This window comes from Schaalia cardiffensis F0333 (genome assembly GCF_005886435.1).
GTDB classification, from domain to species: domain Bacteria; phylum Actinomycetota; class Actinomycetes; order Actinomycetales; family Actinomycetaceae; genus Pauljensenia; species Pauljensenia cardiffensis.
Genome location: NZ_CP040505.1, coordinates 800,353 through 823,933 on the forward strand (window position 1 = coordinate 800,353; position 23,581 = coordinate 823,933).

Here is a 23,581-nt window from a genome sequence, read left to right on the forward strand (position 1 = left end):
GAATGAGCGGAGCTCGAAGGTTGGGAGCTTCTTTGAGAGGCAGGATCGGCGTTTGTGCGATCCTCGCCATCTTCGTGATCCTCTCCGATCAGGTGACAAAAGCCTGGGCCCTAGATTCTTTGCACAACGGGCGCCAAATCCCCCTGCTCGGCGATTTCATCACTCTTCAGCTTGTTCACAACCCCGGCGCGGCCTTCTCTTTAGGGGCTTCGACCACCTGGTTCTTCACACTCCTCGCCTTCGTGATTCTTGCGTTGCTCGCCTATGGACTGTGGCGAATGAACTCGGCGTCTTCGGCAGGCGCAATCGGGCTTCTCATGGGAGGAGCGATCGGCAACCTTATCGATCGACTGAGCCAACCCCCCTCGTTCGGCCAAGGTCATGTCATTGACTTCATCAACTACACGGACTTTTTCGTCGGCAATATTGCGGATATTTGGATCGTCATCGGTGCGGCCTGGCTCGCCTGGGAACTCATGAGATCACTTCCTGAAGAGGAGCAGAACCCCGCATTAGCCGCGCCTTTATCCGGGCTCGAATCGGAGGCAGAGCCCCGTGATGATGCGGACGATGCAGATGATGCGCCCGCACCCCAGACTCAAGTTCCCACGGACGTGCTCGAAGCGGAAGTCACCGCCCATGAGTGAATCGCGCATGCTTCCGGTTCCCGATGCGCTTGTCGGTGAGCGTGTTGATGCGGCCTTGTCACGAATGCTCGGGATGTCTCGAGCGCAGTGCCAGGCCCTCATTGAAGCGGGGAACGTCCTCGTCAATGGGGGAGTGCCTTCAAAGTCCACGCGCCTGGCTGCAATGGACTTACTGGAAGTGACAATCCCCGCACCCCAAACGCCACCAGTGCCTGTCACGGGGATGGACATCCTGTACGACGACGAGGATATTGTCGTCGTCGATAAGCCCGTAGGAGTGGCCGCCCACACTGGTCCGGGCTGGAGCGGACCGACTGTCCTGGGCAATCTTGAAGCAGCGGGATACCGGATCACCGGTTATGGGCCTCCAGAGCGCCAGGGGATCGTCCACCGGCTCGATGTGGGTACCTCCGGCGCGATGATGGTCGCGAAGTCTGAACTCGCCTACTCGGTGATGAAACGCGCCTTCAAAGAGCGCACCGTGACGAAGATCTACCACGCCGTCGTCGCCGGTCATATGGACCCGCCTTCGGGCACGATTGAGGCTCCGATTGGGCGCCATCCTTCGAGAGAGTGGCGAATGGCGGTAATCGAGGGCGGCAAAGCTGCCATCACGCACTACGACACGCTCGAGTTGATGGCGGGAGCCTCCTTACTTGAGATCCATTTGGAGACGGGCCGTACACACCAGATCCGAGTGCACACCGCCGCCCTCGGTCATCCTTGTGTCGGGGATGTGTTTTACGGAGCGGACCCGAAGACCGCTGAACGTCTGGGCTTGGAACGCCAGTGGCTCCACGCCGTGAGTCTGTCTTTCGCCCACCCGCGTACCGGTGTGTTGACGAGCGTGCGCTCCCCGTACCCGCCTGATTTGGCCAGGGCCTTGGAGCTTTTGAGAAATCCTGCCTGAGTGAAGGGCTGGCACCCTTGGATGCGAGGACGGATAGAGTTCATGCCCGCCACTTGGGCCAGCGTCGGCCTGCTGCCCTTGAACGCGAGGACGGATAGGATCAGCACATGGCTTCCGACTCCTTCGTGCATCTTCACAATCACTCCGAGTACTCCATGCTCGACGGCGCAGCGAAGACGAAAGCGATGGCGCAAGAGGCTGCTCGCCTGGGCCAGCCGGCCCTGGGCCTGACGGATCACGGCTATCTTTTCGGAGCCTACGAGTTCTACCAGAACTGTTTGGACGCGGGCGTCAAACCGATCATCGGACTAGAAGCCTATGTGACGCCGGGGACTTCACGTTTTGACCGTCAAAAAGTCACCTGGGGTGAGCCTTGGCAAAAGTCGGATGACGTGTCGGCCTCTGGCTCCTACAATCACCTCACTCTCATCGCCTATTCGACAGAGGGGATGCATAATCTCTTCCGTCTGGGTTCTTACGCGTCGACGGACGGCCAGTTCGGTAAGTGGCCGCGCGCCGATAAGGAGCTGCTTCAGCGTTTTCACCAGGGCCTGATCGTCTTCACCGGCTGCCCTTCCGGTGCGGTGCAGACGAGATTGCGTCTCGGGCAATGGGACGAGGCCGTTCGTGAGGCCGCTGAACTTCGCGATATTTTCGGGCCTGAGAACTTCTACGTCGAACTCATGGACCATGGCATCGACATTGAGCGACGCACCCAAAAAGAACTCCTCGAGATCGCCAAACTCTTCGATGCACCACTCGTCGTCACCAACGACTCGCACTACGTGAAGAAGGAAGATCGCAAGATCCAGGACGCGCTCTTGTGCATCAACTCCGGCTCTCGCATCACAGACCCGGATCGTTTCAAGTTCGACGGGGACAGCTACTACATCCGTTCGAGCGAAAACATGCGCTCCGCCTGGAGGGAACTTCCCCAGGCCTGTGATTCGACCCTCGAGATCGCTGAACGCTGCGAGGTGAAGTTCACGACCAGCGCCGAGGGCGCGAACTACATGCCCGACTTCCCCGTGCCCGAAGGGGAGGATAAGACTTCCTGGTTCATTAAAGAGGTCGAGCGGGGCCTGAACTACCGTTTCCCGGAGGGAATCCCGGACGCAGTCCGAAAACAAGCGGAGTATGAGGAAGACGTCATTGTCTCCATGGGCTTTCCCGGCTACTTCCTCACCGTCGCGGATTACATCCAATGGGCGAAGAATCAGAATATCCGCGTCGGGCCGGGGCGAGGCTCGGGTGCGGGCTCCATGGTCGCCTACGCCATGCGGATCACCGAGCTCAACCCTCTTGAACACGGCCTGATTTTCGAGCGCTTCCTCAATCCTGAACGAATCTCAATGCCCGACTTCGATGTCGACTTCGATGAGCGCAGGCGTGATGAGGTCATCGCTTATGTCAAGCGCAAGTACGGAGAGGATCGCATCAGCCAGGTCGTCACCTACGGCACGATCAAAACGAAGCAGGCCCTGAAAGACTCTGCCCGCATCCTCGGCATGGACTTCAAGGTCGGTGAGCAACTGACGAAGGCCTTGCCACCGAGTGTGCAGGGCAAGGACATCCCCGTTCATGGGATCTTTGATAAAGACAATCCACGTTATGAGGAGGCCGCGGAGTTCAGGAAGTTCTACGAGGAACATCCTGAATTGCACGAGGTCGTTCAATATGCCCTCGGTTTGGAAGGCCTGACGCGCCAGTGGGGTGTGCACGCCTGTGCGGTCATCATGTCCAGCCACACTCTCACCGACATCATCCCGATCATGAAACGCCCGCAAGACGGTGCGATCATCACACAGTTCGACTACCCGACCTGTGAGACTCTCGGGCTGTTGAAAATGGACTTCCTTGGCCTGCGCAATCTCACGGTGCTTTCGGATGCCCTGGAGAACATCCAGATCAACGGCAAGGAAGACCCCGACCTCGAACATCTTTCTGTCGATGACAAGAAGACCTACGAGCTCTTGTCAGCGGGGGAGACCCTCGGCGTTTTCCAGCTCGATGGGGGTGGCATGCGTGACCTGCTCAAACTCATGAAGCCGGACAACTTCGAAGATATCTCTGCTGTGGGCGCCCTGTACCGGCCGGGCCCAATGGGCGCGAACTCGCATACGAACTATGCGCTGCGCAAGAACGGGCGCCAAGATATTGAGCCAATCCACCCCGAGCTCGCGGATGCGCTCGAACCGATTCTTGGTATGACCTACGGCCTGATCGTCTATCAGGAACAGGTCATGCAGATCGCGCAGAAACTTGCGGGCTACACCCTCGGCCAGGCGGATATCCTTCGTAAGGCGATGGGTAAGAAAAAGCCTGAGGTTCTCGCCAAACAGTTCGAGGGTTTCAAGGCTGGGATGCTCTCGAACGGCTACTCCGAGGAGTCGATTCAGGCTCTGTGGGATGTTGTCGTCCCTTTCTCCGCCTACGCTTTCAACAAAGCCCATTCGGCGGCCTACGGCCTCGTCTCCTACTGGACGGCGTTCTTGAAGGCGAACTATCCGACGGAGTACATGGCGGCTCTGCTGACGTCAACCAAGGACAATAAGGATAAGCGGGCCCTCTACCTTGCAGAGGCCAGGCACATGAGCATCAATGTCCTTCCGCCCGATGTCAACGCTTCGCAGGGGAACTTCGCCCCCGATGGTGAGGCGATCCGCTTCGGTTTGAACGCGATCCAGAACGTTGGTGCGAACGTTGTCGAGGCGATTGTCCAGACCCGGAAGGACAAGGGACAGTTCGCCTCTTTCCATGACTTCCTCGACAAGGTTCCGCAAGTCGTGTGCAATAAACGCACGATCCAATCCCTCATTCGCGCGGGGGCATTCGACTCGATGGGCCATACGCGCCGCGCACTTCTGGCCCGCTGCGATGAGGCGGTGGACGCGATCATTGACGTGAAGCGCAATGAGGCTTTCGGCCAATTCGATCTCTTCGGCGCTTTCGGGGACGAGGAGTCGGCTGCTGATTCTTCACTCGCAGTCGATATTCCGAATATCCCTGAGTTCGACCGCAAGGCGAAGCTCGCCCAGGAACGAGAAATGCTCGGCCTGTACGTGTCGGATCATCCGCTCCGAGGACTTGAAGGCGCGCTTGCACGCTACCAGGATTATGAGATCGCTCAGGTGGTGAGTTCTGAGGAATCGATGGCGGAGCGCGTCGTGAAGATCGCGGGCCTGGTCTCGGGCGTACAGACGAAGGTGACGAAGCAGGGCTCAATGTGGGCGATTGCCACGATTGAAGACCTTTCTGGTTCCGTTGAGGTGTTGTTCTTCCCCCGCACTTACGAGACGATTCAGACTCACCTCGTTCAGGATGTGATCGTTCAGGTGGAGGGGCGAGTCAATGTCCGTGATGAGGGGATGAGCATCTACGGCCAATCGATGACGCTGGTGGATGCGCGTGAGGATTGTGATACTCCGATTGAGGTGGAATTGCCCGTTGCTCGCTGCACGCCAAGCCTTTTGCGAGAGCTCAAGGATGTTCTTGAGTCCTTCCCGGGCGCATCACCGGTGCGTTTACGTATTCGCGAGACAGGTCGTACGACGCTCGTTGAGTTGGATCCGAAGCTGAGGGTCACTCAATCGAGTGCCTTCTTCTCGCAGATCAAAGCAGTGGTCGGTGTCGATGGAGTTCGGGTATCAGGATGAGGCGTTTCTCGGCCTTCGGAATTCAGGGAGCAGCCGGGGTCTGAATTCGCCGCTTGATCTGTCGGATGGCCGATGAAAGCCCAAACTCGCAGACGCTGAAGGGTTTCTTCTCCTCATCGAAGAAGAAACCCTTCCCCATTGACTTGGATCGTCTTTGCGGTGACTGTTTCATCTTTCGCTATATGACGAGGTGTAATAAAGCGGGCTCTCTTGTGGGGAATGTGAAGGGTGGTAAGAATCCCGTGAAGAGAGGTTTTTGGAAGCGGCCTTGTCCTCATTTCTCTTGTCCTTGGCGCGCTAGGAGCTGCGATCCTGATTGTCCTCGTCGCAAGCGCGGCTAAGACTGATTTTAGTAGGAGGCGTTGAGGCGCTGAAGCATTGAGGATGAGTAGCTGTGTCGGAATGTGTTCCTGGTTTCTAGCCGCAGCGTTTCAAGAATTGAAATAATTGTGAGAGTGTGTGATCCATCCCCCGATTGTGGGCTCCCGGTAAATGAAGAGGCCCCTGATAGCTCAAGCGTGCTGCTCCTGAGTTATGTAGGAGTTCACGCTGTTTACGCATGTCGGACAAAGAAGCGGCACACTATTCGGGATGGGGTGGGGGACTTGCTCTTGTGGAGTGTAAAGAGGGAGGAGAATGCTGCGTGACCTGGACGGGCAAGGTGAAGTCTTGCGAGTGCTTGTTTGGCTATGTGATAGTGGAAGCACTGTGTCTTCGGAAGAGCAGTGCGGTGTGTGCTGCGCTCTTTTCTGGGTGATGCTGGTGTTTTTCATCCGCGTTCCGCGGATTCGACAAGCGTGAGGATTAACTCGTGAATACACGAAATGATCGAATGAGCATGAGGCGCTTGGCTGCGCTTTTCGCGTTCATTCTCGCCTTTGCCCTGGTGATTCCGGGGCTGACGATGACAGCGAAGGCCGAAGCGAAGAACGTGGACGTTAAGATCACGAGCTTCGAAATCCAGAATGTGAAGGAAGAGAAGGTCGACCAGATCTTCTTCGGCGACATGTTCCGCCTAGTGATGGACTGGGATGCGAAGCATCTGGGGATGAGTATCCATGAGGGGGACTACTTCGACATCACTTTGCCTGAGGCAATGCGCTTCCCCTCTGAAGTCACGGAGAGGGACTTCGATGTGAAGGATAAGACTTCGGGTAAGGTCGTCGGCTCCGGTCATGTCACACCCGGTGCTGGGAGCATTGGCGGAACAGTGCGCATCACCTTCAACAAGGAGGTGGAGAACAAATACAACCTCCACGGAAGCATGTGGCTCGGCGCCAAGTTTGAAGAGACGAAGATCAACAAGGGTGTGGTGAACGACTTCTCCGTCACCGTCAACGGCAAGGCCACTACTGCGTCCGTTACCCCTCTCGATCATGGCGACATCACCAATGAGGATCTTCTGAAGTGGGGCAAGCCCGTGGAAGGCAAGCCTAAGATTGTGCGCTGGGGAGCGCGCATCAATGGCGCGAAGAAGAACTACAAGAACGTTGTGTTGAGCGATGAACTGGTCGGCGAAGGAGACGAGACCTTCGTCGAAGGTAGCTTCGAACTGTGGCGAGTCGAGTTCAATACCAATGGCACAATCAAGCAGCAGCTGGAAAAGATTGATCTGACTGGAAAGCTGGATCTTTCGCCGGACAAGAAGCGCTTCACCATTGACCTAGGCGATATTAATGGCGAGCAGTACAGCCTCCACTATCAGACGAGCTACAACAAAGCGGGTTCCAGCTTGAAGAACACGCTCAAGCTCGGATCTCAGGACCAGGAGACTAAGCAGCACATCTACACCTACCGTTCGGTTACTTCCGGTGGTGACGCCACTGGCGATCTCGCGTCGAGGATCAAGCTCATCAAGGTCGATGCCGATGATGACACGATCGTCTTGAAGGATGCTGTCTTCGAGGTGACGAAGCCGGGCGATCCCAACTTCGCTCCCCTGGAGTTGACCACGGGTGAGGACGGGACCGTGACCTCGGAGCCGCTCGAACAGGGAACCTACAAGGTCAAGGAGAAGAAGGCTCCCAAGGGGTATGAGCCCAGCGATGAAGAGTTCACGCTGGAGGTGACCCGTGATGGTGGTGCGGTTCAGACGATCACGAATAAGCGCTTGTTCTTCGAGGCGCCGGTGGTCAAGAAGTGGCAGGACTCGAACAACAAGGCCGGTAAGCGTCCTGATTCGGTGAAGGTTCAGCTCTTCGCCAATGGCAAGGAGCTTGGTCAGCCGGTTGTTCTCAATGAGGCCAATGGCTGGTCTCATAAGTGGCCGGGGCTGATCCTGCAGGAGAACGGTGCGGACATCGTCTACTCGGTCAAGGAAGTGGATGTTCCTGCGGGGTACGAATCAGTTGTGACCGGAGACGCTCAAAACGGCTTCATGGTGACGAATACTTTCGTTGAGAAGAACACGGATGGCGGCAAGAAGCTTGCCAAAACTGGTTTTTCCGGTGGTGGGCTGGCCCTCGCTTCTCTTGTCCTTGGCGGGGCGGGTGCAGCGATCCTTGTTGCGCGTCGCCGCAAGCACAGCCAAGACTGACACGACGCGATGCCTTGAGATGCTGAAACGTCGAGGCTGAGCAGTGGGGGCTGAGAACAGGAATGTTCTCAGCCCCCACCACTTCATTGGGAGTCAGCTTCCAGCGAGTTGCGGGGCTTCGTTCGTGCCACTTTGCTGGGGTGTCAGCCGCCCCAGCACTTTGCTGGGTTTCGTTCGTGCAAGTTTGCAGTGGTTTGAGAACCTCGCAATGGTCTGAGCACCTCGCAGCGGTTTGAGCACCTCGGTACTTCGGTGGGGCACCAGCCCCTACCGATTTGCTGGATGAAAGACCTCTGCCGGAGTAAGGGCCAATGCCCGATTGCTATTGACGCGATCGCGCAGCGGCGCAAAACTACACCCGAAACCTTGTCTTTTCGGGCACAACTCGGACGCACTGTTCCGAATCGTGAAGAACTCCCCAGATCAAAGTTCGAATGGTCCGACTCGAGCCCACCCAATGTCCGACTTGTGGCAACTTATGCCCGCTCGGGGTTGGAGGTGTGGCCTCTCCCGGGCTGCCCGAGCGATGAATCCTGCGACCACTACGCGAGGCAGGGCGAAGAGATGCCTCGCCTGATGCGACCCCTCAGTCGATGACGTGGATGCGAGCGCCCGCACGCCCAGTGGGGGAGTCAACTTCGATCATGTCATCGTGTGAAAGCTGTCGTCCACGGCGCGTCTCCACCACGCCATTGACGAGCACATCACCGCCTTGGATGAGTACGCGCGCCATCGCTCCGTCCTCGACAAGGCCCGCCAATTTGAGGAACTGTCCTAAACGGATGACACCGGATACCTCAATGACGGGGACAGTGGACATGAGTATTCTCCTCGCTGGTCGTGATGGCCCCCAGCATCTCACTGATGCGCCTCCAGCGCATTCGACGTCCCGAGCCGTGTGTTCGCTCCCGGAGCTGAGTGACGGGTTCGCCCCTGGAGCTGAGCCTCCTGTGCGCTGCTGGAGATGAGCCGAGTGCTCACCCCAGGAGTTGAGCGATGGCTTCGCCCCTGGAACTGAGCGGTCTGTTCGCCCCTGGATTTCAACCGAGTGCTCACCCTCGGAGTTGAGCGACGGGTTCGTCTTCGAGCTGAGTCGTGTGTTCGTTCACGGAGTTGAGCCGAGTGCTCACCGCCGAGCTGAGCCGAGTGCTCACCGCCGAGCTGAGCCGAGTGCTCACCGCCGAGCTGAGCCGAGTGCACACCGCCGGACCTGAGCCCCATGTGCGCACCTAGAGCTGAGCCTCCTGTTCGCCCCTGGATCTGAGCCGCCTGTTCACCCTGGAAACGAAAAAGCCTGGTGTCAGCGAGTCGCCTATCATGAGCACATGATCTCCACGATGAGACGAATCGACCTCACAGATGGCGCGCTGACAAGGACGAAACTGTCGGACGCGTTGCCGCGGGCAGCCCTCGACACCACAGCAGCGGCCCAGGCCGTCGCCCCCATCATCACTCGAGTCAAAGACGAAGGGGCCCCCGTCCTCTACGAACTCGCTGAACGCTTCGACCATGTTCGCCCCGAGCGTCTGCGAGTCCCCGCCGAAGCACTCACACGCGCCCTCGAGCAACTCGACCCGCAGGTGCGCGAAGCCCTGGAAACCTCGATCGAACACAACCGCATCGGTCACACCCAGCAACTCCCCGCACCCTCCCAGACTCAGATCATCCCCGGCGGCACCGTCGAACAAAGGTGGCTCCCCGTCGGGCGCGTCGGCCTGTATGTCCCCGGCGGACTCGCCGTCTACCCCTCCTCCGTCGTCATGAACGCCGTGTGCGCTCAAGTCGCCAAAGTAGGCTCAATCGCCCTCGCCTCGCCCCCTCAAGCTGAGTTCGGCGGCTTGCCGCACCCGACGATCCTCGCCGCATGCGCCCTCCTCGGTGTCGACGAAGTCTGGGCCATCGGCGGCGCCCAAGCGATCGCTGCCCTGAGCTACGGAATCACCGACGGAGAGGACATTCTTCAACCGGTTGACGTCGTCACCGGGCCGGGCAACATTTACGTCGCAGCCGCCAAAAGACTCGTCCAAGGCACCGTCGGCATTGATGCCGAAGCCGGAACGACAGAGATCGCGATCCTCGCCGACGAAACTGCAACCCCCGAATTCGTCGCAGCCGACCTCATCAGCCAGGCCGAGCACGATCCGGCCGCAGCCTCCGTGCTCGTCACCACCTCAGCCGCACTCGCCGAAGCCGTCGACGCGATCATCCCCACTCAAGCTCGCGCGACCACCCACACTGAACGAATCCTCACCGCCCTATCAGGGCCCCAATCCGGGATCGTCATCGTCGATACTCTCGACGAGGCACTCGAAGTGGTCAACGCCTACGCCGCCGAACACCTCGAGATCCACACCGCGAACGCTTCACAGGTGGCACAGCGGGTCACGAACGCCGGGGCGATCTTCGTCGGCCCCTACACGCCGGTCCCACTCGGCGATTACATTGCCGGTTCTAACCACGTCCTGCCCACCGGGGGGACCGCCCGCTTCGCTTCGGGCCTCAACGTCACCCAGTACCTGCGCAGCCAGCAAGTCGTTGAATACACCGCTGAGGCGCTCGCACAACTCACCCCCCAACTTGATGTACTCGCACGCGAGGAGAACCTGCCCGCCCACGGACAAGCCGCCCTCATCCGGGCGAGGGAGGGGACAAGCCAATGAGCCTCCTCCTCCCGGTGCGCGAAGACCTCGCAGGACTCGAGCCCTACGGCGCGCCACAATTGGATGTGCCCGTGCGCCTCAATGTCAACGAGAACCCCTACGCGCCCTCGCCCGAGGTCATCGCCGATATCACCCGCTCCGTCGCCAAAGCCGCGCCCACTCTCAACCGCTACCCGGACAGGGATTTCACCGAGCTGCGCTACGCCCTCGCCGACTACCTGGAAGTGGAATCAGGAGTCAGGCGCGCCCCGGAACTCATCTGGGCGGCCAACGGCTCAAACGAGATCATGACCCAGATCCTTCAGGCATTCGGGGGCCCTGGGCGCACTCTCGTCTCTTTTGCCCCCACCTACTCCATGTATCACGAGTATGCGCGTGATACGAACACCACCTGGGTGCAGGGAAGGCGCCTCGACGACTTCTCCCTCGACCTCGATGCCGTCGCCCGGGTGCTCGCCCGTGAGCGCCCCGCTGTGCTCGTCCTCGCCAGTCCGAATAATCCGACGGGCACGGCGCTGCCCCAAGAACAGCAGCGGGCGATTATGGAAATGACCCGCGAATCCGGGCCCATCATCAATGGATGCCCCAGCGCGACCCTCGTTGTTATCGACGAGGCCTACGGGGAGTTCCGCCGAGAAGGAGTGCCCTCCGCCCTCGAACTACTCGAGGACGCCCCCCACCTCGTCGTCACGCGCACCATGTCGAAAGCCTTCGGAATGGCTGGCCTACGTCTGGGCTACATGAGCGCCGCGCGCGAGATCATTGACGCCGTCATGCTGGTGCGCCTGCCCTACCACCTCTCCGCCCTCACACAGGCGGCCGCCCTCGCAGCTTTGCGTTACAAAGACTCCCTCATGGCGCAGGTCGGCGCATTGCGCAAGGAACGCGACGGCCTCGTCGACTGGTTGCGCACCCATGGTTTTCACGCCCTCGACTCAGATGCGAACTTCGTTCTTTTCGGCACCTTCGAGGACCGCACAGCGATCTTCGAAGCCCTGCTCGCCCGAGGTGTCCTCATCCGTGTCGTCGGCCCCGAAGGGTGGTTGCGCGTCAGCGTCGGCACCCCTGAAGAGACCCGCCTGTTCACCACTGCACTGGAGGAGATCACTCGATGAGCCTCGTTTTCGACACCCCCCGCCTCGCCGTCATTGACCGCGCCACCTCAGAGTCCACGATCCACGTGGAAATGAACCTCGACGGCACGGGCGCGACCGAGATTTCAACAGGCGTCCCCTTCTGGGACCACATGCTCACCGCCCTGGGTAAGCACTCACTCATCGACTTGAAGATCCAGGCCAGCGGTGACACCCACGTGGACGTGCACCACACGGTCGAAGACACGGCGATCTGCCTGGGACTCGGCCTGAAGGAAGCGCTCGGCGACAAGCGCGGCATCAAGCGCTTCGGCGATGCGACCGTGCCCCTTGATGAGGCTCTCGCCCGCGCAGTCGTCGACGTTGCAGGCCGACCTTATATCGTTCACGAGGGCGAGCCCGCAGGCCAGGAGTATCACCTCATTGGCGGCCACTTCACCGGCTCCATGACGAGGCACGCCCTCGAATCCCTTACCTTCAACTCCGGAATCTGCCTGCACATGAGCGTCCTTAGTGGGCGCGACCCGCATCATATTGTCGAAGCACAGTTCAAGGCGCTCGCACGGGCTCTTCGCAGTGCTGTTGAGCCTGATCCCCGTGTCGAGGGGATCCCCTCGACGAAGGGTGCCCTTTAAGAGCTGCGATACGATCGGCTCAACGCCTTTGTGGCTGCGCCGCAAGAATCTGGAGAAGGCATGTCCATGCGAGACGATGACATTGATGCCGAGTTCCGCGACCTCGTCGCAGGGCTCGCGGATTCCTCTCAGCCTGATGCTGTTCCCATGAAGGCTGCGGAACACACTGCGCAACACGGAGGCGCAGAGGATTTCGCCTCAGAGCTGAGCGGCCTGGAAGCGGCTTTGAAGGACCCGGATGACACTCCGGTTGATGAGCAGCTCCATCTTGACGGCGGCAAGCTCTCCGTCGGTCTTGTGCTCGCACCGATCCCCTCCCCAGAGGCACTCCACGCCCTCTTGGGGCTCACAGGGATTCGTGCGACGGTCGTGCGCCTCAAACCCTGGACTGGAGTATGGCTGCGCGTTGAGACGACTCCGACGGACGAGGACGAACTCGACGCCCTGTTGAATGAGAGCCGTCCGATGCCCGATGACGTGGACGCCGTCGCTCGCACAGTGTCGCGCCTATCGAAGTACGGCGCTGTCGCGATAATGTCTTGGCTGGTCGAAGGCGATGGGGTGGAACCAGGAGTGTCCGGGCGGATCAGTGCGCAACGCTATGTGGCCGGCCAGCCTGAAGAGCCGATCCCGGCGGGGGTCCTCCTCGGGTCGATGCCCCAAGCGACCGAGGATCTCCTCCTTGGGCGCACCACCCCCAGCGATTACAGTGATTCAGTCCTCGCCGAGGGCGGCCCGAAGCGTCGCCCCGGTCCTTTCGGCTTCTTCAAGAAAAGGTGATCCATGGCTGTGCGCCTCGTCGTCTTCGACTACGGTTCGGGAAATGTCCGTTCGGCGTGCCGCGCCCTCGAACATGTGGGGGCCGAAGTGGAACTCACCTCGGATCGTGACGCCTGCCTGAACGCGGATGGTCTTTTCGTTCCCGGGGTCGGCGCCTTCGCCGCCGTCATGGCTCAGCTTCGCGAGGCCAATGGGCCGAACATCATTGAACGTCGCCTCTCGGGAGGGCGCCCCGTGATGGGCGTCTGCGTGGGCCTGCAAGTCATGTTCGAATCCTCCGAAGAAAAAGGCGAGGCCGAGGGGCTTGCGCAATGGCCCGGAGTGGTTCGCCGTCTCAACGCCCCAGTCGTACCGCACATGGGCTGGTCGCCAGTGGAAGCGGGAGCAGGATCGATGCTCTTTTCCGGCGTTGAGGACCAGCGCTTCTACTTCGTGCATTCCTATGCCGCGATCAACGACCCCGCAGCCCCCTTCGACGATGGGTGTACCGTGCCGCCCCTCGTGTCCTGGGCGAAACATGGGGACTCGCGTTTCGTTGCTGCTGTTGAGAACGGTCCGCTGTGCGGCACACAGTTCCACCCGGAAAAGTCCGGCGAAGCGGGTCTCGCTTTGTTGAAGAACTGGCTCTCCTCTCTGTGAACGAAGCGCAGGGCTCCTCGTCCTCGTGCCGCATCATCCTCGCCCTTGACTATGACTTCGCTTCCTCGGCCCACTCGTAGGAATGAAAGGCTTGACATGTCCACACTCATCCTCTTGCCCGCAGTTGATGTCGTGAACGGGCAGGCCGTTCGCCTCACCCAGGGGCAGGCCGGTACGGAAACCGTGTACGGCACTCCGCTCGAAGCGGCCCGCTCTTTCGTTGAAGCGGGGGCGAAGTGGCTGCACTTGGTCGATCTGGATGCCGCTTTTGGTCGCGGCTCGAATGCGGAGCTCCTCCAGTCGATCACCGCGCAGCTGCCGATCAATGTGGAACTGACCGGCGGGATCAGGGATGACGAGTCTTTGAGGCGTGCATTGGAGTGCGGGGCACGACGGGTGAACCTCGGGACGGCTGCGATTGAGAACCCGGAGTGGACGGAGAAAGTGATTGGCGAGTTCGCAGATCGGATCGCCCTTGGCCTTGATGTGCGCGGCGAGACCCTGGCGGGGCGCGGTTGGACGACTCAGGGGCCGAATCTTTTCGAGACGATCGCGCGCTTCGACGCGGCGGGCTGTGCTCGCTATGTCGTGACCGATGTGTCGCGTGATGGCATGCTTTCGGGGCCGAATCTTGAGTTATTGGCGCGCCTGTGTGAGGCGACGGATGCTGCGATCGTCGCATCGGGGGGTGTGTCGAGTCTTCAGGACATTGAAGCGATCCGTGGTCTTGTCGATGCTGGTGTTGAAGGCGTTATCGTGGGTAAGGCTTTGTACTCGGGGCGTTTCACGCTCCCGGAGGCGCTCGACGTGGCCGCTGGGGCGTCTGCACGGTGACCACTGGTCCTGAACCTGTGGGCTTGAGTGGCGAGGGCGGGGCAGTGGAGGGCAAACGGCTCTTGTCTTCCCAGCCCGGGCCTGTATCGGGACCTATTCCCCCGAGTGAGGGGGGCGCAGCCTCAGAGAGGATTGTGAGGCCGGATGCCGAGCAACGCGAGAAGATCGCAGCGCGCCTCGGCTTGAAGAATCGGGATCGCAGTGATCGCGGTCAGGCTCTTCCCCTCACGCGGGCGGCGCTTGAACTTTTCGCCTCTGAAACGCTTGATGCGAATGAGAAAGAGACGAGCTCGGAGGGGGGCAGGGGCAAGGCGCCTAACGAGAGTCGAGTCGAGGCGGGGCTCAATGCGCTCGTCAAGGCCATCTCCTCGGAGCGCGTCATTGTGCCCGTCGAGTTCACACAGACCACGCAGGGGGACAAGGAGAAACACGGCGCGATTGAGTTCGTCCGTGTCCCTACTCCCGCGGGTGATGCCCTCGCCATCTACTCTTCAGTTCAGGCTCTTGCTCATGACCGTCCTTGGGCTCGCCCGATGGCTTATGACGCTTTCAAAGTGTGCCTCGCCGCCCTCGTGGAGACGGGCGGGAGGATCGTCGTGGATCCCGGATCAGCGCAGATTGTCGTTCCACGCCCAGCGGTGGCGGCCCTTGCCCAGCATGACGAGTGGTTGCCGGCGTGGAAGGATGCGGAGCTTGTTTCGCATTTGCGTGATCTGGCCGGGGTGGGAAGAAACGGGATCCTTGACCTTCGAATCAGCTACGAGGGGGAGGGCCTCTTCCGCGTTGATGTGTTGGCCGATGCGGCTTTTGAGCAGGGGATGCTCCGTTCGTCTCTTGATTCGGCGCTGCGCAGGATGGGGAGTTCTCAGCGCTTGATCGCCGCAGTGGATCGTGTGGAGCTGACACCGAGGCTCGTGAGGAAAGCCTGAAAGGGGCGGGCTGCTCTTCATCTGGCGTTTTGCCTTGGTGGGTGTGGGGTTTCAGCGGGTTCGTGCTTCACTCGGGCACAAGTCGGACCTTGCGCTGTGTGTTTGAGGAGCTGAGCGGACCCGAGCTGGGTAAATGCTTGCTTTCGTTCAGCGTCTGCTCCGCTTGTGTCCGACTTGTGCCCGGATTGTCTTGTACTCGGGCTGTGAGCCGATCCACTGGGCGTGAAAGCTCGTGGGTTGGCGACGAATCGCCTCCGCCTGTTAGGGTGGAAACAACCGTTCGGGCGACTGCCCGAGATGCAAGTGGAGTCTCTCCCACCTGGATACCCGCCCCGTCCTCGTGATGGGGTCAGCGATTCGGATCGCACACTTAAGGGAATCGGGTCTGACGGCGGTGCTTTCGCGCTGCTGTTGAGGATGAGCCTCCGTGCGCATGAAGTGCAACGGAGGCTTTTTCGTTGCCCTTCACGAAGAACCGTGGAAGGAGCCACTCATCAGCGAGACGCGCATTAACGAGCGGATCCGAGTTCCCGAGGTCCGCCTCGTGGGACCCGGAGGGGAACAGGTCGGTGTTGTCCGTGTCGAGGACGCGCTGCGCCTGGCCGAAGAGGCCGGACTCGACCTCGTCGAGGTCGCACCCGACGCCAAGCCGCCGGTCGCGAAGCTTATGGACTACGGCAAGTACAAGTACGAAGCCGCCCAGAAAGCGCGCGATGCCCGACGGAACCGGGCGAATACGCAGCTCAAGGAGATCCGCTTCCGCCTGAAGATCGACGACCACGACTTCGGCGTCAAGAAGGGACACGTTGAGCGTTTCCTCTCCGCCGGAGACAAGGTCAAAGTCATGATCATGTTCCGCGGCCGTGAGCAGTCCCGCCCCGAAGCGGGCGTCCGTCTGCTCCAACGCCTCGCGGACGAGGTCGGCGAACTCGCCACCGTCGAGTCCATGCCCCGCCAAGACGGGCGCAACATGACCATGGTCCTCGCTCCGACGAAACGAAAGTCGGACGCGCTCAACGAGCAACGCAAGCGGCGCGAGGCCGAGCGTGAAGAGCGTCGAGGCAAGCGCGCTGAGCGTGCGAGCAGGGACCAGGCGCGCAACGCCACCACGGAGACCAACTGACGACCTCGATTATTCGATGTCGTAACAGAGAAGGAATAGAGAATGCCGAAGAACAAAACGCACTCCGGTGCTAAGAAGCGCTTCCGCGTGACCGGCTCGGGCAAGATCATGCGCGAGCAGGCGGGCGCCCGCCACCTGCTGGAGCACAAGTCCAGCCGCAAGACCCGCCGCCTCGCTACGGATCAGGTCCTGGAGAACGCTGACGTCAAGCGCGTCAAGCGACTCCTCGGCAAGTGACCGGTACGAATAGGAGAACTGAAACATGGCACGTGTCAAGCGTTCTGTTAACGCCAAGAAGAAGCGTCGTACCGTCCTCGAGCAGGCCTCCGGCTACCGCGGCCAGCGCTCGCGCCTGTACCGCAAGGCCAAGGAGCAGGTCACTCACTCCTTCGTCTACTCCTACCGTGACCGCAAGGCCCGCAAGGGCGATTTCCGTCGCCTCTGGATCCAGCGCATCAACGCCGCCTCGCGCGCGCAGGGAATGACCTACAACCGCTTCATCCAGGGCCTCGGCCTTGCCGGTGTCGAGATTGACCGCCGTATGCTCGCCGAGCTCGCGGTGAACGACACCAACGCCTTCAACGCTCTCGTCAAGGTCGCGAAGGACGCCCTCCCCGAGGACGTCAACGCTCCCAAGGCCTGAGCTTGTCGCACTTTTCAGAGCGCCCGACCGTGCTCGCCAATCCTCGCGCCGATCGCGTGCGGAAAGTGGCAGCACTGGTTGGGCGCTCTGCGCGTTCACGCACGGGCCTCATCCTCGTTGAAGGCCCTCAGAGCCTCAGAGAACTTCTCGCGCACCGCAGCAGCGAGGTCGTGGACGTGTATGTTTCCGAGGACGCCGCTTCTTCGCATTCAGAGCTTCTTGAACTCGCACGGCAGCGGACTCGATGGGTGCACGTGTGCACCGAAGAGGTGATCCGTGAGATGAGTGGCGATGCTCAAGGGCTCGTCGCCGTCGCGAAGAAAGACGCGATTTCCTCTGTACTTCAAGAGGTGCCCACAGGCTCGGCTATTGCCCTCATCGCCCAGGGACGCGACCCAGGTAATGTCGGCACTATTATTCGAACCGCCGATGCCATGGGTGCCGCCGCAGTCATCACCGTTGCGGGCACAGTTGAGGTGGGCAACCCGAAGGTCCTGCGAGCATCAGCAGGCTCCGTCTTCCATCTGCCGATCATGACGAGTGAGGACTTCGAGTCCGCTGTGCGGATGGTCCACTCTTTCAAAGGGACAGTACTCGGAACCTCCGGCGGATTCGGGACCCTCGACCTTGACGAGCTTATCGAAGAAGCGCGCACTGGCTCAGGGCCCCTGGCCGCCACTCACGCCTGGGCTTTTGGCAACGAGGCCAAAGGCCTGTCCCCGGCTGAACTCAAAGCTTGCGACTCTCTCGTGTCGATCCCCATGACGGGAGCAGCTGAGTCTTTGAACGTCGCTTCGGCGGCAGCGATGTGCCTCTTCGCCTCCCAGAACGCGCGTCGATTTCGCTGAAAGAGCCTTCGACCTTCAGCGGTGAAGCTGGCCTTGAGCTGGCAGAAGAAGCCTGAGCTCACGCTCAAAGGTTCGTTAGTCTTAAGCCATGGCACGAATCACCGAGTACGACGAAGGCGAACTCATCGCCCAATTCGAGCAGATCTTCCCCAAAGGGGAACGCACGATCCTGGGGATCGGTGATGACTGCGCCCAGATCGCAACACCAGAAGGCTCCTTCATCGTCACGACCGACATCATTGTCGAGGACGAGCACTTCCGCCGCTCCTGGTCGGACCCCGAACAGATCGGTGCGCGAATCGCCGCGCAGAATCTTGCCGACATCGCGGGAATGGGAGGTCGGACTTCGGCCCTTGTGGTGACGGTCGCACTGACTCCAGACACTGAATTGGACTGGCTCCTCGACCTCGTCAGGGGCGTCGGGGAGAGGGCGCGCGAAGCCGGTGCGGGCGTTGTCGGAGGTGATCTGTCACGCGGAGAAACAATGGTCTTGTCGATTACGGCGATGGGCTGGTGTGAGTCCGAGCCTGTGAGGCGTGATGGGGCGAAACCCGGTGACATTCTCGCCTTCTCCGGCCGTCTTGGCCTATCAAACGCAGGGCTGGATCTGCTCCTAGGAGGGCACGTCGACCCGGCTCTTCGCACGAGGGCAGAACTTGGCAGCCTGTACGAGCCTTTGACGACCTACCGGGCACCCAAGCCGCCACTTGAAAGCGGACCTGTTGGAGCGAAAGCGGGGGCGCGAGCGATGATGGATCTGTCTGATGGCGTCGCGAAGGACGGCGGACGTATGGCTCGTGCCTCGAAGGTCGTCATCGAGCTCGACCGGAGGGCCCTTGAAGCTGAAGCGGCGAAGCTCCAGGAGTTCGCGGACATCTGCAAGGTCGATCCTCTCAAGTGGGTTCTTAGCGGGGGAGAGGACCACGGAATCCTCGCGGCCTTCCCCAAGGATGCATCCCTTCCGCAGGGCTTCACACCTATCGGCACGCTTCGAGCTCCCCAAGAGGGCGAGGCTCCCGCACAACTCCTCGACGGCGTCGAGGTGAAGGGCGGCTGGGATCATTTCAAGACAGACTGATGTCACACCTCTCGGTCGCTGAGGCGTTGAATCCAGGCTTAGAGGCGGCAAAGTCATAGGCGACGGGTTCACAGATGAAAGGGCCATAGGCGGCAGGACACCTGCGCTAGTGCAGAGCAGAAGACAAGAAGAAGAAAGCACTGTGCAAGGGGCAGGTGGCTCCGCTTAAGGTGGGAACTCCTGTGGGAACCTCAAACAAAAGGCGAAGCAGAAGAACAAAACAGGGGTCCGCAGGACGAATCCTGCGGACCCCTGATCAGTCGGATTGATCCCTACAAGGGGACCTGCGACAAGGAGCGGCGAATCAGATCGCGCGAGTCACCCTGTCGGACTTCAGGCACTTGGTGCACACATTCAGGCGCTTCGGCGTTCCCTCGACGATGGCGCGAACGCGCTGAATATTCGGATTCCAGCGGCGGTTGGTGCGAACGTGCGAGTGCGACACGCTCTTGCCGAAGCCGGGTCCCTTACCGCACACGTCACAAACGGCAGCCACGATGATCTCCTCGGTTAATGAACTTCTGTCAATCCCACGTGAAGTGGAATGTATTGAGCGGTGAGAACCACCGCAGGCAACTGTGACAGAATAACGGATCTGCGAAGTCAACTCCAAGTCTTGCCGGGCTGTTGGCCCTGTCATCTCGCCCACACGTCTCGACTGATCGCCCACACGCCTCACCTGAAGTCGGCCCACCACCAGAGCTTCAGCACTCCACTGAGCCCGGGCCTCAGACAATAATGGGGACACACCATCATCAGGAGGAACCGTGACGTTGTCCGCGCACACACTCACCCGCGCGCTCAGGCTCGCCGCCGACGAGGCGCACACACTCACTCGCTTCCTCGACGACCTCGACGGTTGGGACGGAGCCGACTGCGACACCGGGACAAACGCGCAGCTCACCTTGGCGCTCATGTGTGAAAGCGTTGCCATCCTCAACGAGGACGCCCCCTTCATTGAAGCCCTCGACTGTGCGATCAACGCCGGAGTGGAACACGGCCACGGGCATATCGGCGTGATCCTCACCCAGGTCCTCGCAGCCTGGTCAAAAGGACTTGCCGGCGCTCGAAAGATCACTCCAGTCCTCGCCCGCACAATGCTCAAGACACCGATCACTGATGAACTGTCCAGGTGCGTCCTATCCCCAGCGATCCAAAACTCTTTGAAACACGCGTCCTCGGCTTTGGACGAACTGGGCTCCACCCTCCCTGAAACCCCCTACCTCGTGTCCTGGTTCTCCCTCGCCGTCCAAAACGGCCTGATCCAGGAGACAGACATCGAATCAGGAGCCCTCGACCCGGGCGCAGCGGTCCTCGCCCTCTTCTTCACTTGCGTGGACTCAGCGCTCAGCGGCGACTCCTCGGTCCTCGAATCCTTCGCGCATATGCTCTCCGAACTCACCGAAGGCAAGGGACGCTCACCGCGCCAGCACGCGCCCTCACCAGGATGCGAATTCGCCGTCGACCTCGTCTGGCAGGGAACAGAATCGGATGCTCAGGCCCTCTTCGACTCAATCAGCCGCGTCGGAGCCCGCTTTTCGAGCGTCGGCACGATCGACCCCTTCGGGGTTGGCCTGTTGCGACTCCACGTCGACACTTCCGCTCCTTTGAGCGCCCGCCCCCGCACGGGGCGGATCATCCGCTTCGCGGTCGCCGATTCACGCCCCGACGAGGAAATCGGCGTTGACGAACTTGCCAACGAAGGAATCTCCCACCGAGGAGTCCGCCTCCTTGAACGCCGCCCCCTGCGGCGAGTGGAACGCGCACGGGTCATCGTGTGCACAAGAGCCCCCGGCATCATCGAAGACCTCGCGAGATGCGGAGCAATCGTGCTCCTCGACCCCCATCGTGAAGACGGGGCTGGGATCTTGTCGATCGCGAGAGCCTCCTCAACAGGGGTCACTCTCTTCATCCCCTGTGACGAGCCCTCCGCTGCCCTCGGTGAAATCATCGCCTCGCGCGTGAACAGAAACGAAGTGGAGCTCTCCGCACCTCCTTCCCCTGGTGGTGCGCTGAGGCGTTTCCTCCTCGCTTCAAGCCACGACGAACTCATGGCGTTCACGATTGTCCAAGCCACAGCAGGTCTCTTCGTCCCCCAGCCTGGAGGCCCGCAAGTTGCCCACACGATGGAACGTATTGTGATCGATGCGGAGAAAAAGGCACTCGACCATTCGGCGACTCGCCCGATTGACTCAGAGGACCCCGCCCTCATCGCGCAGGCCGTGACAGATCTTGAAACGGCAGCTGCATCGAATTGGCGCCTCCTGCTCTCACGCGCCCACGGGCCCGAACTCGTCGCCCTCGTGCGCCAGTTCATCTTCGGAACACGCTCCTGGCAGCGTGACTTCGAAGTCCTCATGGGAGGACAATCCGGACCCTCAATCCTCGAGAGGACGCAAATATGAACCCTCTCGACGCGCCGCTCTCTTTGCGACTGCCCGCCTCGATTGCCCGCAAGCTCACGAAAGCCGGAATCGACACCGTCGAGGACCTCTTGTTCACGCCTCCCCGGCGCTACTACCACTGGGGGGCACTCACTCCAATGAGCCTCCTACGCGCAGGCGAGGAGGCGACGATCCTCGCATGCGTTGAATCCACCAAGCTCGTGACAAACCGCTCCCGCCCAGGAGTTCGCCTCGAAGTGCGCCTCAGCGACGGGCATTCACGCATGAGCGCCACTTTCTTCGCGAAGAACGAACACATGCTCGCCCCCCACATGCGCCTCTTGACACCGGGGGAGTCATTCCTCTTCGCAGGAAAAGTCGCCTCCTACAGGGGTGCCCTCACTCTCACCCACCCCTCCTTTGAGGGCATGAGCGGCGACGAGGACGAAGTGCGTGAGCGCAGTGAACGCCCCATCCCGATCTACCCGCAGACGAAGGGTCTGACAAGCTGGGTAATGTCCCGAGCGATCGGGATGCTCCTTGACTCCCTGAGCGAAGAAGAGATCCCCGAGCTCGTTCCCGCCCGGATCCGGCAAAAAATGAAACTGCCGCCAAGACTCGAAGCCCTCACGATGCTGCACCGACCAGTTTCGGACGAGGAAGCAGCACTGGCCCGACGGGCGCTCGCCTGGGAGGAAGCTTTCGCCCTCGAATGCGTGCTCGCCGGACGAAGGATCGGCGCTCAGTCCCTTCTCGCCCCTGCTTGTGCGCCCAGCCGAGTTGTTGAGGATTTCCTTGGCGGCCTTCCCTTCACTTTGACGCAGGCGCAGGAGTCCGCCCTCAATGAGATCCTCGCTGACCTCGATCAGACGCGCCCCATGCAGCGCCTCCTCCAAGGCGATGTGGGCTCGGGCAAAACTGTGGTGGCGCTCGCGGCCCTGCTTGCCGCACTCGGTGCCGGACATCAGGGGGTCCTTGTCGCTCCGACGGAGGTCTTGGCGGCCCAACACCTCGAGTCAATGAGGGCGCTCGCCGCGGGAATCCTCGTGGAAGGCCGAGAGGTCGATATTCGTCTCCTCACAGCGTCCACGCCCGCCGCTTCTCGCCGTGAGCTTTCACGTCTCATGGCCGCAGGCGAGCCAATCATTGTCGTCGGAACGCATGCACTGTTGAGCGATCCTGGGCTTTTTGCCGACTTGGGGCTTGTCGTCATTGATGAACAGCACAGATTCGGGGTTGAGCAGCGCGATCGTCTGCGCACAGGGGAAGATGGGCGTGCCGCCCACCAGCTCGTCATGACGGCGACGCCGATCCCACGCACCATCGCCATGACTGTCTTCGGGGATCTTGCGCAGACCCGAATGGAGGGGATGCCGAAGGGACGCACCCTGGTCCAGACCTTCCTCGTGGATGCCGAGAACCCGGTGTGGATGCAACGGCTATGGCACAGGGCCGCAGAAGAAATCGCGCGTCAGGGGCGTGTCTACGTCGTGTGCCCCAGAATCGATGAGAGCGAAGAGCTTGCCGACGCCGACGCTGGTGAGTCGGATGGGGCAGGAGCTACCCGCCCACCCCTGGCCTCGGTCAGCGGTGTTGCACAATCCTTGCGGCGAGAAGCAGCTTTGAAGGGCATTGGGATCGGGGAGCTCAGCGGCCGCAATTCGAGCAAGGAAAAAGCGGAAACGATGCAGGACTTCGCGGCGGGCAGGATCGGGATCCTCGTCGCGACGACCGTCATCGAAGTGGGCGTCGACGTCCCAGAAGCGACCATGATGGTAATCCTCGATTCCCAACAATTCGGCATCTCTCAACTCCATCAGCTCCGAGGCCGAGTCGGGCGTTCTTCAACGCCGAGTATCTGCATGGCGGTTCACCGTCACGAGCTTGCAGAAGGGACAATGGAGCGCCTTAAGGCCTTCGCCGAGACGAACAATGGGTTCGAGTTGGCAGAAAAGGACTTGGAACTGCGACGCGAGGGCGATGTTCTCGGCGCCGAACAGTCGGGCAGCGGAACCCACCTGAGATTCCTCTCCGTCCGCAGAGATGCCCGCATTATTTCGGCGGCCAGGAAGGAGGCTCTCGCCCTCGTTGAAGCAGATCCCTCTCTTGCGCAGCACCCGCTTCTTGCAGCGGAACTGTCCAAACGTGGAGGCGATGACCTCGAGTGGATCTCACGCTCCTAAGC

At 60.7% G+C, this 23,581-nt stretch carries 20 protein-coding genes; 18 read left to right on the forward strand and 2 right to left on the reverse strand.

All coding sequences use genetic code 11. The features are described from left to right. Positions 1 to 2: 2 nt before the first annotated feature. The 4 genes from lspA (at position 3) to FFA61_RS03290 (ending at position 7,749) form a co-directional block, all read left to right on the forward strand. On the forward strand, positions 3 to 647 hold the full coding sequence (gene lspA, locus FFA61_RS03275; RefSeq protein WP_005961652.1) for a signal peptidase II: 645 nt from the start codon (positions 3 to 5) through the stop codon (positions 645 to 647). A gap of 7 nt (positions 648 to 654) precedes the next feature. Beyond that, positions 655 to 1,557 carry an RluA family pseudouridine synthase gene (locus FFA61_RS03280; protein ID WP_005961650.1) on the forward strand — a complete coding sequence of 301 codons (903 nt, stop codon included), beginning with the start codon at positions 655 to 657 and terminating at the stop codon, positions 1,555 to 1,557. Between the two features lie 107 nt (positions 1,558 to 1,664). Then, positions 1,665 to 5,213 carry a DNA polymerase III subunit alpha gene (gene dnaE / locus FFA61_RS03285; protein WP_005961648.1) on the forward strand — a complete coding sequence of 1,183 codons (3,549 nt, stop codon included), beginning with the start codon at positions 1,665 to 1,667 and terminating at the stop codon, positions 5,211 to 5,213. 811 nt (positions 5,214 to 6,024) lie between these two features. Further along, positions 6,025 to 7,749 carry an Ig-like domain-containing protein gene (locus FFA61_RS03290; RefSeq protein ID WP_131247135.1) on the forward strand — a complete coding sequence of 575 codons (1,725 nt, stop codon included), beginning with the start codon at positions 6,025 to 6,027 and terminating at the stop codon, positions 7,747 to 7,749. Positions 7,750 to 8,335: 586 nt separating this feature from the next. Here FFA61_RS03290 and FFA61_RS03295 read toward each other — a convergent pair. After that, positions 8,336 to 8,569: an RNA-binding S4 domain-containing protein gene (locus tag FFA61_RS03295; RefSeq protein ID WP_005961644.1), complete on the reverse strand. Its 234-nt coding sequence runs from the start codon at positions 8,567 to 8,569 to the stop codon at positions 8,336 to 8,338. A 505-nt stretch (positions 8,570 to 9,074) separates the two neighbouring features. Here FFA61_RS03295 and hisD point away from each other — a divergent pair. The 12 genes from hisD to thiL all read left to right on the forward strand — a co-directional run bounded on the left by hisD (position 9,075) and on the right by thiL (position 19,012). Next, the gene (gene hisD, locus FFA61_RS03300; RefSeq protein WP_005961642.1) at positions 9,075 to 10,409 is read left to right on the forward strand and encodes a histidinol dehydrogenase; all 1,335 of its coding nucleotides are present in this window, start codon (positions 9,075 to 9,077) and stop codon (positions 10,407 to 10,409) included. After that, positions 10,406 to 11,524 carry a histidinol-phosphate transaminase gene (locus FFA61_RS03305; RefSeq protein WP_005961640.1) on the forward strand — a complete coding sequence of 373 codons (1,119 nt, stop codon included), beginning with the start codon at positions 10,406 to 10,408 and terminating at the stop codon, positions 11,522 to 11,524. Before hisD ends, FFA61_RS03305 begins: the two co-directional genes overlap by 4 nt. Beyond that, entirely contained in the window at positions 11,521 to 12,138 is a 618-nt protein-coding gene (gene hisB, locus FFA61_RS03310) for an imidazoleglycerol-phosphate dehydratase HisB (protein WP_005961638.1), read from the forward strand. The genes FFA61_RS03305 and hisB overlap by 4 nt, the downstream gene beginning before the upstream one ends. Before the next feature lie 60 nt (positions 12,139 to 12,198). After that, positions 12,199 to 12,918, forward strand: coding sequence for a hypothetical protein (locus FFA61_RS03315; protein ID WP_005961636.1), 720 nt, complete (start codon positions 12,199 to 12,201; stop codon positions 12,916 to 12,918). Between the two features lie 3 nt (positions 12,919 to 12,921). Further along, the gene (gene hisH / locus FFA61_RS03320) at positions 12,922 to 13,557 is read left to right on the forward strand and encodes an imidazole glycerol phosphate synthase subunit HisH (protein WP_005961634.1); all 636 of its coding nucleotides are present in this window, start codon (positions 12,922 to 12,924) and stop codon (positions 13,555 to 13,557) included. 96 nt (positions 13,558 to 13,653) lie between these two features. Next, positions 13,654 to 14,391, forward strand: coding sequence for a bifunctional 1-(5-phosphoribosyl)-5-((5-phosphoribosylamino)methylideneamino)imidazole-4-carboxamide isomerase/phosphoribosylanthranilate isomerase PriA (gene priA, locus FFA61_RS03325; protein WP_005961632.1), 738 nt, complete (start codon positions 13,654 to 13,656; stop codon positions 14,389 to 14,391). Positions 14,392 to 14,525: 134 nt separating this feature from the next. Next, positions 14,526 to 15,320, forward strand: a complete 795-nt coding sequence (locus tag FFA61_RS03330) for an SseB family protein (protein WP_051057782.1) — start codon at positions 14,526 to 14,528, stop codon at positions 15,318 to 15,320. Positions 15,321 to 15,753: 433 nt separating this feature from the next. Next, positions 15,754 to 16,443: a translation initiation factor IF-3 gene (gene infC, locus FFA61_RS03335; protein ID WP_005961628.1), complete on the forward strand. Its 690-nt coding sequence runs from the start codon at positions 15,754 to 15,756 to the stop codon at positions 16,441 to 16,443. A gap of 42 nt (positions 16,444 to 16,485) precedes the next feature. Next, the gene (rpmI, locus tag FFA61_RS03340) at positions 16,486 to 16,680 is read left to right on the forward strand and encodes a 50S ribosomal protein L35 (RefSeq protein WP_005961626.1); all 195 of its coding nucleotides are present in this window, start codon (positions 16,486 to 16,488) and stop codon (positions 16,678 to 16,680) included. Positions 16,681 to 16,705: 25 nt separating this feature from the next. After that, complete coding sequence (gene rplT / locus FFA61_RS03345; protein ID WP_005961624.1) at positions 16,706 to 17,086, forward strand: 50S ribosomal protein L20; 381 nt, start codon at positions 16,706 to 16,708, stop codon at positions 17,084 to 17,086. A 29-nt stretch (positions 17,087 to 17,115) separates the two neighbouring features. Then, positions 17,116 to 17,934: a TrmH family RNA methyltransferase gene (locus tag FFA61_RS03350; RefSeq protein ID WP_005961622.1), complete on the forward strand. Its 819-nt coding sequence runs from the start codon at positions 17,116 to 17,118 to the stop codon at positions 17,932 to 17,934. Positions 17,935 to 18,022: 88 nt separating this feature from the next. Next, the gene (thiL, locus tag FFA61_RS03355) at positions 18,023 to 19,012 is read left to right on the forward strand and encodes a thiamine-phosphate kinase (RefSeq protein WP_005961620.1); all 990 of its coding nucleotides are present in this window, start codon (positions 18,023 to 18,025) and stop codon (positions 19,010 to 19,012) included. 304 nt (positions 19,013 to 19,316) lie between these two features. Here the strand turns inward: thiL and rpmB are convergent, their stop codons facing one another. Further along, positions 19,317 to 19,508 carry a 50S ribosomal protein L28 gene (gene rpmB, locus FFA61_RS03360; protein WP_005961618.1) on the reverse strand — a complete coding sequence of 64 codons (192 nt, stop codon included), beginning with the start codon at positions 19,506 to 19,508 and terminating at the stop codon, positions 19,317 to 19,319. A 271-nt stretch (positions 19,509 to 19,779) separates the two neighbouring features. Here rpmB and FFA61_RS03365 point away from each other — a divergent pair, with 271 nt between their 5' ends. Next, on the forward strand, positions 19,780 to 21,417 hold the full coding sequence (locus FFA61_RS03365; protein ID WP_005961616.1) for a hypothetical protein: 1,638 nt from the start codon (positions 19,780 to 19,782) through the stop codon (positions 21,415 to 21,417). After that, on the forward strand, positions 21,414 to 23,579 hold the full coding sequence (locus FFA61_RS03370; protein WP_005961614.1) for an ATP-dependent DNA helicase RecG: 2,166 nt from the start codon (positions 21,414 to 21,416) through the stop codon (positions 23,577 to 23,579). The genes FFA61_RS03365 and FFA61_RS03370 overlap by 4 nt, the downstream gene beginning before the upstream one ends. Positions 23,580 to 23,581 lie beyond the last annotated feature (2 nt).